Annotated in this window: 9 protein-coding genes and 2 tRNA genes; 8 read left to right on the top strand and 3 right to left on the bottom strand. The window is 48.8% G+C overall.

Features of this window, described 5'->3' with window-relative positions; translation table 11 throughout:
* Positions 1-49: 49 nt before the first annotated feature.
* Positions 50-125: transfer RNA gene (locus tag PQG83_RS12500), tRNA-Ala, on the bottom strand.
* Positions 126-309: 184 nt separating this feature from the next.
* Here PQG83_RS12500 and PQG83_RS12495 point away from each other — a divergent pair.
* The 3 genes from PQG83_RS12495 (at position 310) to PQG83_RS12485 (ending at position 3,124) form a co-directional block, all read left to right on the top strand.
* Positions 310-1,614 (top strand): adenylosuccinate synthase, encoded by a 1,305-nt coding sequence (locus PQG83_RS12495; protein WP_312741531.1) that lies wholly within the window; start codon positions 310-312, stop codon positions 1,612-1,614.
* Between the two features lie 78 nt (positions 1,615-1,692).
* Positions 1,693-1,768, top strand: a tRNA-Lys gene (locus PQG83_RS12490).
* A 651-nt stretch (positions 1,769-2,419) separates the two neighbouring features.
* Positions 2,420-3,124: a hypothetical protein gene (locus PQG83_RS12485; RefSeq protein ID WP_312741529.1), complete on the top strand. Its 705-nt coding sequence runs from the start codon at positions 2,420-2,422 to the stop codon at positions 3,122-3,124.
* A gap of 369 nt (positions 3,125-3,493) precedes the next feature.
* Here the strand turns inward: PQG83_RS12485 and PQG83_RS12480 are convergent, their stop codons facing one another.
* Complete coding sequence (locus PQG83_RS12480; protein WP_312741527.1) at positions 3,494-5,062, bottom strand: HDOD domain-containing protein; 1,569 nt, start codon at positions 5,060-5,062, stop codon at positions 3,494-3,496.
* 185 nt (positions 5,063-5,247) lie between these two features.
* Between PQG83_RS12480 and PQG83_RS12475 the strand changes: the two genes are divergently transcribed.
* Positions 5,248-6,009 (top strand): SWIM zinc finger family protein, encoded by a 762-nt coding sequence (locus PQG83_RS12475; RefSeq protein WP_312741524.1) that lies wholly within the window; start codon positions 5,248-5,250, stop codon positions 6,007-6,009.
* Between the two features lie 162 nt (positions 6,010-6,171).
* Here the strand turns inward: PQG83_RS12475 and PQG83_RS12470 are convergent, their stop codons facing one another.
* Entirely contained in the window at positions 6,172-7,101 is a 930-nt protein-coding gene (locus PQG83_RS12470) for a P-loop NTPase (RefSeq protein WP_312741521.1), read from the bottom strand.
* Between the two features lie 275 nt (positions 7,102-7,376).
* Between PQG83_RS12470 and rimP the strand changes: the two genes are divergently transcribed.
* The 4 genes from rimP (at position 7,377) to PQG83_RS12450 (ending at position 12,085) form a co-directional block, all read left to right on the top strand.
* Positions 7,377-7,856, top strand: coding sequence for a ribosome maturation factor RimP (rimP, locus tag PQG83_RS12465; RefSeq protein WP_312741520.1), 480 nt, complete (start codon positions 7,377-7,379; stop codon positions 7,854-7,856).
* 72 nt (positions 7,857-7,928) lie between these two features.
* Positions 7,929-9,137, top strand: coding sequence for a transcription termination factor NusA (nusA, locus tag PQG83_RS12460; protein WP_312741518.1), 1,209 nt, complete (start codon positions 7,929-7,931; stop codon positions 9,135-9,137).
* Positions 9,138-9,165: 28 nt separating this feature from the next.
* The gene (gene infB, locus PQG83_RS12455) at positions 9,166-11,772 is read left to right on the top strand and encodes a translation initiation factor IF-2 (protein WP_312741516.1); all 2,607 of its coding nucleotides are present in this window, start codon (positions 9,166-9,168) and stop codon (positions 11,770-11,772) included.
* 25 nt (positions 11,773-11,797) lie between these two features.
* A complete protein-coding gene (locus PQG83_RS12450) occupies positions 11,798-12,085 on the top strand; it encodes a DUF503 domain-containing protein (RefSeq protein WP_312741514.1) in 288 nt (95 codons plus the stop codon).
* Positions 12,086-12,099: the final 14 nt, after the last annotated feature.

Raw genomic sequence — 12,099 nt, 5'->3', positions numbered from 1 at the left:
AGTCAAAACCCCTTTGTCATGGTCAAAAAGACGGAAAGGAGGGATGAATTGGTGGAGCTGGCCGGGATTGAACCGGCGACCTCGTGAATGCCATTCACGCGCGCTCCCAACTGCGCTACAGCCCCACACCGAAAATGATGCTATCACGCGACTACGGTTCGGTCAAGAAAATCAGAAGCCAGAAAGGCAGAGCTCCCTCGTTGACAAATTATGCGTTGAGACCTACGATTCACCCTTGAAGCTCTGGCTGACCCGCTGGCCGAGTTTTTTTTTGTCCCGTGCTCTTGTCCTGTGCGTGTGGAGGAAGCTATGGCCGCGTTGGTTGTCGTCGGCTCCCAATGGGGAGATGAAGGAAAAGGAAAAATTGTGGATCTTCTGGCCAAAGATGCGGATGTCATTGTCCGCTATCAGGGAGGGTCCAATGCCGGCCATACGGTCATTACCAATAAAGGCACCTTTATTTTTCATTTGATTCCTTCGGGTATTCTCTATCGAGGAAAGGTGTGCGCCTTGGGGAACGGAGTCGCCATTGATCCGGCTGGGTTGATCGAGGAGTTGGATCGTTTGACTACCAAGGGGATTCCGGTTGGAAAACGATTTCTTATTAGTAATCGAGCCCATGTCATCATGCCCTATCATAAGGCTATTGATAAGGCCGAAGAGCAGGCGAAAGGGGCTCGCCGAATCGGGACGACCGGCCGAGGCATTGGGCCGGCGTATGTCGATAAAATGGCGCGAGTTGGCATTCGCATGGGAGATTTGCTGAATCCGGATGTGTTGCAACAAAAGATCCGGGAAAATCTGGTGGAAATTAATGCGTTCTTAGAGCGCATTTACAATGTGGATGGTTTTACCGTTGAGAAGGTTTTTAAAGATTATCAAGCCTATGGTGAGCGACTTCGTCCGCATATTACGGATGTAGCATTGGTCCTGGACCGGGCCTTTGAGCGAGGGAAACGTGTCTTGTTTGAAGGGGCACAAGGGACCCATTTGGATGTCGATTTTGGTACGTACCCTTACGTCACTTCTTCAAGTTCCTGCTCGGGTGGGGCATGCACCGGCAGTGGGGTCGGTCCCACTACCATAACGGGAGTCTTAGGTGTCACGAAGGCCTATACGACTCGAGTGGGTGGAGGTCCGTTTCCGACAGAATTGACTGATGAAATGGGTCAGCAACTCATGCAGCGTGGGAATGAGTATGGGTCGACGACGGGCCGGGCCCGCCGGTGTGGCTGGTTGGATATGGTGTTATTGCGATATGCTGTTCGAATCAACGGCCTCACCTCATTGGCCATCACAAAGTTGGATGTACTGGATGGCTGCAAAGAATTGAAAATTTGTACAGGATACCGATATCAGGGAAAACTTCATAAAGAAATGCCAGGTGACCTACAAGTGCTGGCCGGTTGTGAACCGGTATATGAACGATGGAGTGGGTGGACAACCGACACCACGGGATTGAAAGGATATAGGGGACTTCCGCCTGCTGCTAAAAGGTATTTGGCCAGAATTGAGGAATTAACCGGATGCCGAATTGATATGATTTCGACCGGGTCCAAACGTGAAGATACCATTGTTGTGAAGAATCCAATGATTCGGTCCCGCAAGGGCTAATAATTAACATGCTTCTTTGTGTTTTTTTGGCTGTAAGTTTGACAACAACAGAATCCATTGTTAGCATCGCGACCCGGTGAGCCGCTAGCTCAGTTGGTAGAGCATCGCCCTTTTAAGGCGAGGGTCGTGCGTTCGAGCCGCACGCGGCTCACCATAAGTATCAAGAGATTGCCATTCCATCTCAATCTCTTTCTATGAGAGTGACAGGGTTCGTTGTCACGTTAATTCAAAAATTTTCCCCAGAAAATCTTAGATTTACCAAGTTATCCTACACGAGGTTGTGTTCGTGTAACGTGCTGTAAGACTCATCTGAAAAAATTTTTCCTTTTCTCCTCTTTAGATTAGCTTTTCTGCCCTGCTGGACTTGAATAAAGTTCTAAGAAAAATAAGTCCACTCCCTGAGTATCTTCCCTCTTTCATTGTGTGACGAATTTCATAAAAACAGCGCAGTTACCCATCAGTTTCTTGAGGGGAGGGTACGCAAATGTCATTAGACAACATATTTAAACGATGCCCCCAGCTTGGTGGGGGAGTTTCACTTTGGGCTCGATTTGGGGAAAAGAAAAATGGGAAATTTCTCGAAGGGGAAGGCACGGCCTTTCATTTGGTGTATCTAGGGTCCCTTTTTATTTTACACAAGTGCAATTGAAGGTATAAGACGTAATATTCTTAACTTTCTAGGACTTGGAGAATGTGGTGAGGACATGATCATTTCCAAGGTTTCCTGCTGGTTACCTATTCGTGTGTGGTCGCTTCCTCCGCATGTTCAGTTTTGTGTGCCAGGCTTTAGGGTATGAATACTACTATGACAAAGGTTTTAGATAGCATTGGGTATGCCACGCCAATTGTCATTGTTCTCGGGCTCTTACTGATCTACGTAATGGCACCAGAATTCTATTTGGCACACATCCTGGAAGAGGTTCACCGGGAACAAGGCGCAGTGGAGATTGTGACATTCTGGTCCGCACTCATAGGCGGAGGCATGTTGTTAACGTCAAGCTGGAAATTTTGGAAATGCGGAAATTGGCCTGCGGCTGGTGTGATCGGAGCGGTTTCCGGCGCTACGCTTCTTTTTGCCGGAGAAGAGATTGGTTGGGGGCAGATCCATTTTGGGTGGGAAACTCCCATCTGGTGGAGTACGAATTTTGGTGGATCAACCGACCTCCATAGCAGCCGGTTTCCTGTTCGCACATTGGCAGCGATATTTCTGTTCATGATATTTTTTCTGTTACCCCTTGTCTGGAAGTTTCAACGACCTCTTCGGTTGCCGAAAAATTTAAAACCGGCTATCCCGGAAGGGCCGGTCATTTTCACCATTGCGTTTGCCACCCTCTATCGTGAACTCAAGGGTATTTATTTTTGGCTAACGCCATTGGGCTACCGAGATCGTTTTTATGAAGAATTTTTGTGGGGTCTGAATGAACACAAAGAAATGTTGATTGCCATCGCCATGCTTCTGTATGCCCTCTACCGTCTGCCCCATCTTAAACAGATTCGTTCTCCATTGTGAGTCATTAGACCATATCCTTTGGTCATGATCCTCCCGGCATGAACAGCTTTCTGGCTGTCATCAGTTCAGGGTGGAATGTGAAGGTACAATTCTTGTGGTTTTTCATTGCGCGCTATGCAAGAACGAAGTGTTGAATAATAAGGATTCAAGAGCAAAATTGCCCAGGATTAGATTACTCATCAAAGGCTCCGGGTCGGTTCAAAAAAGTCCGTCCAGCAAGGCCGCAGCCGTTTTTACGCGCGGAGCGTACGCGTAGTACGTGAGCACGGGAAAATGGCGAGAACGCCGCTGGCGGCTTTTTTCAACAGACCCAAGAACGACGCTGGGGAGCTTTTGTGCCGCAGAACTTCAGATTGTGACGTCTAGTACTTAGTGGCGTTGAGTTAATCGAGCCAGGTTAGCGTTGGTTTGGGACAACACTAAGGCAAAGGCGGCAAAATCCGTGTCGGTCAATGGATGCCCTGTAGAACACCTATCCACCAGGATGACCCCGATAGGCCTGTTGGGCGCATATAAGGTTCCGGCAAACCCGGGTTGGTCGCCCCAGCATTTTAAAAAGGCGGTTGGCATCCCTCCGGATTCTCCTTCTTTGACCAAGGAAGAATATTGAATAGGGTGAAACCTGTGGAGCAGTCGATCCCAGAAGTTTCCATGGGAAAGAGGGCAATGAAACGCTGATTGGATGGTTTCCACATGCGGACCATAACCGATTTTGGCCTGGAGCATATCTTTTCCTGGTATGACCAATGCGAGCCAGACCCGTTCAAATCCATAGGAAGCATGGAGCGTTCGGGTGACAAATGTAAGCAGCGAGGAGGGTTCGGAAATTTTCATGGACTGAATGGTGAAATCCAGTAATGGCTTATCGGAAGCCGGAGAGGACTGGAGAGAAGAGGATGCTTGTTGGGCCAATGTTGCTGATTCTTTGGAAAGAATCCCTTCGGGGTCTAGAGCCTGATGGATCGTTTGAGTGAGCCGATGTAGGTGTTGATTGTGAAGAAATTGCCCATCGGCCTCAGATGCGGGAAGAAAGTGCTGTCGGTCAATATTGATGGCCGAGGCGATTTCTGAGGCCTGGCTAAAGGCTTTGGAGACAGTGTGTTCCAATTGGATCATGGAGAGGCCGAAAGGGGGAAGAAATTGTTCGATCAGGCCTTGAAGGACCTCTCCCTGTCCGATAATTAATGGGTTCAGGAGGCAATAACTTAATTCATTAGCGGCTCGAACAATACCTTCCATGATCTGTTGATCTGCTTCTGGATGGGATTTAGGCCAGGCGGGCTTTTTCTCCAATAGCTGAACCAGGGTGTCCGGCAGATTCCAATGCTTGGCCATGGCGGCAGCGATGACATGCAGCGGTCTTCCCAAGAGAGTGAGTTCGGCTTTTGGTATCCTGGCTGGATCCTCGCGGCGTAGGACTTCTAGTTGTTCGGCGACGTCGGGGCGACAGAGGGCGAGGATGAGGTCTCCGAGAGAGTAGAGCATGGCATTGGTAAATAACGATCCCGTCTCCCTGTAATTGATGGCTTTTCCCAGTTCCTGTGCCTGGGTCCCCGCGACCAGAGCGCGAGCCAGTAGGTGTTTCAGATTGGTGGTATCGGCCCCAAAGGTATCGGCCTGTTCAATTAATTGGGCAGAGACCACCATGGCCCGAATGACGTCAAAACCGATAAGGGCCACCGCAGAGGTTGGGGTTTTGACTGGTGTGCGGGTATGATAGGCAGGGCTATTCGCAATTTTAATGACATTGGCCATCATGGCTTGATCACGCATGATGATTTCTCCAATATCGCTGGCATTTGAGCGTTTATCCTGAGTAAGATTTAGAACTTGGATGCAACTTTGCCTGAGGATAGGCAATGTTTCCGGGGCTTGGGCGAGCAGACTTTCCAGAAAGGAAGCAGGGGACGTGTGGCTTGTGGAAATGGCGGATTTCATGATGGCACGTCCGGCAGGGTAGAGTGCCAGGCGGTGATGCAATGACGTGGTAGTTCTAGATCATGGCAATGGAATGAGGTAATTGGCTCTCAGATTAATTCTCGGTAATATTTTCCGAAACATTAAACCGTGCTTTCCCTTTGAGGTGGAGGTGGGACTCATTATTTTGATTGGGTGTTACCTGTATGAGAAATAGAATTTCCTGCTCGGCTCAGGAGCTGAGCCAATTAGATGCTGACATGATTCAATCCGTGGTTGGGGGAACGGTCTTCGAAGAAGGCCATCAATATTTTTCCACCCAACGAGTCAAGATCCTTGATGCGGACCAGACCCAAATCACGGCCGAGGTCCATGGCGTCTATGGCGTGTATACGCAAACTATTAAGTTGCGAGCGGGGACCTTGTCGACCAAGTGTTCCTGTCCATCGACTGAGCAACCTTTTTGTCGCCATTGTGTGGCGGTGTTACTGCATCAATTCCATAACGGTTCCTCACTCAAGTCGGGTGCCAAGGAAAATCATAAGGAGCCGGCTCCTCCTTCCGATCTGCGGGGACGGGCCGAAGCACCCCGTGCGGAGGAATCCGGGGGTGCGGGTGATCTGAATTTTTGGGAAGCCATCCTGTTTATCGATTGGGTACAGAAAGCCGTTGGACTGTTAGGTAAGGAGGCCACCCTGCCTCCAGTTCCTGGTTCCCTTGGGGGTGTTGCTCGAGAATGGGTAGGTGTAGTTGAACATCTCAATTCACAATGTCTGGAAGGAGAGGAAGATCGACTTGATGCCTTGAGGAGCCTGCAAGCAGCCGAAGATATGGTTGATACACTCACGAAGAAATTGCATGTTTTAAAGGAGGAAGCTGAGGCGGCTCAAAAGAATTGCAGGGTGTTAGAGAAAAAGGTCAAACAATTGCAAGATTCATTGGCAGAACTTTCAAAGACATCAAACTAGCTCGGGCGATTTGCGGCAGGTCTCGTGGGAAATGTGACTTTAAAGTCTAGGCGAAGATTAGCCAACTTGTGGGCAGTCTTTCGACCCTTTCATAATGGAAAGCGAGCCGACGGATTTTTCCAAAAAACAAGTCCAAGTCCAGGACGGTAGTCAATCATTTATTTATGCTCGGATCTTTCTAGGCTCTTCCATCCGGCCAAGTGATCCAGCTGTTCGCTCCACCATCTCAAGTACATTGTCGGCAATTTGGTTCAGCGCGATGGTCGCTGGGGATGTGGGGGCCAGTTCTACCACTGGAAGATATTTTAAAATGGATTGTTGCACGTGCATGTCTTCCGGGATATTTCCTAAAATAGAGAGGTCGGTTCCAACATATTGTTTAAGAAGGTGTTGTAAGTGCAGAGTATTGACCCGGGATTTGGGAGTCATGCGATTTACGATGAGGGCCGGTTGAAACCTTTTTAGGGCTTCTTGAGCAATTCCCACACCTGATGTGTTCGTCCTTCCAACGGCTTCCAGGACTGCTGTGACACTATGGAAGTCTTTGTCCATAAGGGCGTCCGCCACTGGGTCGCGGGCTAAAAAAGCTGTAAGGACCTTTCGAATGGCGGCAAGTTTAATGAATCGATACAGATCTAAGACCGAAGTCGGGTCAGGAGTGGCCACAGCCAGGTAATAGTCCGCGAGGAGAAAAAAGTCCAGTGCGTGATAACTGGTGCCCGCGCCGACGTCAACCAGAATGATATCTGCATCCAGCTTCTGTAAGTGCCGGATAAGGCGTTTTTTTTTGGCATGTTGCACGTTTGCGGTAATCAGGGTTTCCCCGGTACCAGAAATGAGCTTCAGGGAAGAGAGGCTGGGAATAGGGTGGGCGATCTCATTTAAATTAGTGAGAGTGTTTGTCAAAAAATCCGTGAGAGTGGATGGGGGATGGAACATCCCGAACAAGATGTGGAGATTAGCTCCCCCAATGTCCATGTCGACCAACGTAACGCGAAGTCCCTTTTTGGCGAGAAGGAGTCCAAGATTGCTGACGACCATGCTTTTCCCAACTCCGCCCTTACCGGAGGCCACTGAAATTATACAAGGCATCGATTTTTAATCCTCTCTCATTGATTTCACCTGCAAGTGAGTACAACCCTACTCAGAAATAGCCTATCATAGAGTCTGTCTTATGCCCATGGACCGCGACTCCACGGGTGATGGGAGTGTTAAGGGATGGATGTATCTTAGCTAGGGAGATGATGGTGAATCGTGTAAGCTCTTGCCTTTAAAAATGGAAAGTGCTAGGTTATTTTCGAGTAGAGTGGGCGTGAGCCCACTTTTTTTTGGTCTAGGTTTGTGGCCGCTCGTAGTGAGGAATTGTGGTGGCCTTTTCGGCTGAAAATCTTGAGCAAGTGATTCGCCAAGTGGGCGAGCCTATTGCTCGAGCCTTAGGAGTGGATATCTTCGAGGTTCAGTGCACCGGGAGACCCGCCAACCTTTTGGTTCGATTGACTCTTGATAAAAAGGGGGGAGTTGGAATTGAAGATTGTGAACAATTCCATCAATCCCTGCGTCGAACCTGGGAGGTTCTTCATCCAGAGCAAGCCGCGTATCGGTTTGAAGTTTCTTCGCCTGGTCTAGATCGACCGCTCCGAGATCTAAAAGATTATGAACGAGTGGTGGGCGAACGACTTCGAGTCACTCTGAAAACCTCGATCAACAAGAAATCAGTTGTCTTGGGGCAATTGATTACTGTCACAGACATGGGAATTCATTTGATGGATGACAAAACCAAGAATCCTCAGGAAGTCGTTGTGCCCTGGGAAGATATTGCCAAAGCGAGATTAGAGGTCTCGTTCTAATGTTTTACTGGAAATGCGCACCAATCGCCCATGTCCGTTTGAACCGCTCATCGTGCCTTGCGAGGGATACATATGAAAAGTGAACTCATGTTGGTCATAGATCAAATCGGTCGGGAGAAAGGAATTGATAAGGCCAAAGTCATTTTGGCCTTGGAGTCAGCGCTTCTCACGGCTGCGAAGAAACGATTTGGGCATGGTGAAAATATTCAAGTCGACATTGATATGGAAACCGGCGAAATTTCTATCGTGAAGAAAAAGACGATTGCCGAGAACGTGCTGGATTCTAAAACAGAGATTTCATTGGAAGATGCCAGAAAAATTGATGATGAAGCTGAGATGGGAGACGAAATTGGCTCACTCATTGATTTGGAAGAATTTGGGCGAATAGCTGCACAGGCCGCGAAGCAGGTCATTTGTCAAAAAGTTCGAGAGGCTGAATGGGAATCGATTGAACGGGAATATTCCAAAAAAGAAGGGGAGCTCGTTCATGGGGTAATTTTGGGCCAGGAGCGTCGAAATTACCTGGTCGACATTGGAAAAACAGAGGCCCTTCTCCCCATTCAGGAGCAAATCCCACGGGAAGCTCATAGACGGGGCGATCGAGTGCGAGCTTTGCTGCTAGAAGTTCGACGAACTCCAAAGGACGTGCAAGTGATCCTTTCCCGAGCGCATCCTCAATTCGTGGTGAAATTATTTGGTCTGGAAGTGCCTGAAATTACAGAGAAAATTGTTGAAATTAAAGGGGTGGTACGTGAGCCGGGTGACCGGACGAAGATTTCAGTCGCTTCGCGGGATAAGGCGGTTGATCCGGTTGGCGCATGCGTTGGCGTCAAAGGTTCACGGGTTCAGGCTATTGTTCGTGAACTGCATGGCGAGAAAATAGATATCATTCCATGGACAAATGATCCTCGGGTTTTTATCGGGGAAGCCCTGAACCCTGCCTCCATTGAAAAAGTAGGGATTGATGAACAAAAAAAATCAGCCTTGGTGGTGGTGGCCGATTCTCAGCTCTCTTTGGCCATTGGGAAAAATGGGCAAAACGTACGATTGGCAGCAAAATTGACAGGTTGGAAAATTGATATCATTAGCTCCTCAGAATACGAAAAGCAAAAGCTAGAACGAGACCAGGAAATTAAAGCAGCTTTGGCTGAAGAGGCAGCTCAAATTACGGAAGAGCCGGCGGCGGACAACGCCAAGGAAATTGAAAGATCCTCACAAGAGGAAAGCGTGGAGAATCCAGCGGTGGCACCAACAGAATCAGGGCAGAGCTCGGGATCGTAAGGATACGGCTTCACAGTAAAGGACGTGCATGAGAGTTCATGAGATAGCCAAAAAAATTGGGATGGAGAGCCGTTTGCTTATTCCTGAATTGGTGCGACTTGGCATTCAGGTTAGTTCCCATAGTAATACCGTGGAAGACAATATGGCCAAATGGGCGATGAATATTATTCTTGGTAAAATTCCTGAAACAACTCCCAAACCTGGGGAATCATCCGTTTCAGGGCCTGTGGGTGTAAAAAGCTCTGAGGGGGGGCGCCTACTGAAAAAAGAATCGACTTCCGGAAGACATAGGTCTGAGGCAATGGCCGAAGAACCTAAAAAAGCCGAAAAAAAGCACATACTGATTAAGAAGAAAAAAACAGAAGAAGAAATCCTGGAAGAGATGGCGGAATTGTCTCCAGTCGGGGAAAGTGAGGGAGAGGAGGCATCGGTCATCCAGGAGGAATCAGAGGCTCCATTGGAGACGGCTTCCGTTCTGACCCAGAGTCCTGGCATACCGGCCGTGGAATCTCATCAAGAGGTTCCCGCCTTATCGCCCACTGACTCGGGAGGGCTTCAGGGTGATGTGGCCCCACCAACTGTTCTTGAGGAGAAAAGTGTCGCAACCCCTCCCTCTAGTAAATCTCCTGAAAAAGAGAGGAAAGGCGAAGGAAAGCCCGACAAGAAGGCTGCGGTTATTTCGCGAGAGGTTCCAATAGAGGAAAAAGGCAAGAAAATTAAAAAAGTTGCGCGTGTCAAAGACGAAGATCTCTTCGCCGCACGTTTTGAGGATGCTGCGGTCTGGCAAGATCTTCGACCATTACCAACGTTGCGACGTGAGGAACGTACCCGTCAGGTTCAACAGCCTTCGGTGGGTGAAGTCACCAAACCCCGGAAAAAAGTTATGAAGGTCACTGCTGGGATATCCGTGAAAGATTTTGCCGAAGTGATCGGCCAAAAACCCACGGAAATTATTCGGAAATTAATGGATTTAAATATTGCAAAAACTCTCAATCAACCCATGGATTTGGAAGCTGGAGTGCTTATTGCGGAGGGCTATGGCCTCGTCGTTGAAGCAGTGGCTGCAAAGGGAGGGGAAGCCCTCTTGGATGAGGTGCTTGAGGGAGGAGAGCAAGGAAAGTTAGAGCCTCGCGCGCCTGTGGTGACGGTTATGGGACATGTCGATCATGGAAAAACTTCATTGTTGGATGCCATTCGGCAGACCCAGGTGACCGATCAAGAGGCGGGAGGGATTACTCAGCACATCGGGGCGTCATTTGTGAAGGCTGGTGAACGTGGCGTGACGTTCTTGGATACCCCGGGCCATGAAGCCTTTACGGCCATGCGGGCACGTGGGGCTCAGGTTACTGATATTGTCGTCTTGGTTGTGGCTGCAGACGATGGGCCGATGCCTCAGACCATTGAAGCTATTAATCATGCGCAAGCGGCTAATGTGCCGATTATTGTTGCCGTGAATAAAATGGACAAACCGGGGGCTAATCCTGATCGGGTTAAGCAAAGTTTAGCCGAGCATGGCTTGCAACCTGAAGCATGGGGAGGCCAAACCATTTTTGTTGAAGTATCGGCAAAGCAAAACAAGGGGTTAGACCAATTGCTTGACATGTTGTTACTTCAAGCAGAAATTATGGAATTGAAAGGCGATTCTACCTGTTCCGCTCGAGGGATTGTCTTGGAGGCGAAATTGGATAAGGGGCGTGGGCCTGTTGCCACGGTGTTAATTCAAGCCGGAACCCTACGAATCGGGGATTCGTTTGTCGTGGGGTCAGTGAGCGGCCGGGTGCGAGGATTAACATCGGACAAAGGTGAACGCTTGAAGGAAGCTGGACCATCGATACCGCTTGAGGTCATTGGCTTATTGGGAGTTCCTGAAGCCGGGGATCAGCTGGTCGTGGTGAAGGATGAGCGGGCTGCGAGAGAAATTGCCCAGGCCAGGCAGCAAAAGCAAAAAGATGTAGGGCTCGCATCCACGTCCAGAAGAACCCTAGAGGAGCTTTATGCAGAATCTAAAGATGGGGAAATTAAGGAATTGCCACTACTGATCAAAGCCGATGTGCAAGGATCGGTGGGGGCGTTAGGCGATGCCCTTCTGAAGATATCTACCGACGCGGTAAAGCTTAAGATCATTCATAGTGGAGTAGGTGGTATCAACGAAACCGATGTGTTATTAGCGGCTGCGTCAAAAGCGATTATTATTGGATTTCATGTTCGTCCGGATTCGAAGGCGGCTGCTATTGCGGAACGTGAGGGTGTGGAAATTCGGTTGTACACCATCATTTATAATATACTTGATGATATTCGTTCGGCTGCAGAGGGGCTTCTGGCTCCAACAATCAAGGAGCGAGTGATGGGGCATGCGGAGGTTCGGCAACTATTCACCGTTCCGAAAATGGGCACCATTGCCGGCTGTTATGTGAATGATGGGTTGATATCCCGTTCGAATACCAAAGTGAGAGTTGTACGTGATCAGGTGATGGTCTATGAAGGAAAAATTGGATCATTAAGGCGGTTTAAAGATGATGCACGGGAAGTTCAGCAGGGCTATGAATGCGGAATTGGAGTTGAGAATTTTAATGATTTAAAAATTGGTGATGTGTTAGAGGCCTACGTTTTGGAAGAGGAGGCCACAAAATTATAATGCTGTATGGATAAGGGGATGCTGAATGGGGATGATCGTGGGGTTGTGCACGCTCGAACTCCATATCCCTGATGTCCAATCGTTGAAAGGAAAGCGTCAGGTCCTCTCAAGCTTAATTACCCGATTGCGAAATCGGTTTAATGTTTCCGTTGCTGAAATTGATGAACAAGACCTTTGGCAGAAAGCCATTTTGGGGGTGGTGTGTGTGGCGAATGACACGGGAAGGGTCAATCAAGTTTTAGACCAAGTCCTCAACTTTATACGATCAAATCCCTCCCTCGAGATTTTACGATCCCAGATTGAAGTCTTGTAAGCTCCCATTATTTT

The sequence above is a fragment of the Candidatus Nitrospira neomarina genome (genome assembly GCF_032051675.1).
Classification (GTDB): Bacteria; Nitrospirota; Nitrospiria; order Nitrospirales; family UBA8639; genus Nitrospira_E; species Nitrospira_E neomarina.
This window is presented reverse-complemented; position numbering and strand designations above follow the sequence as displayed.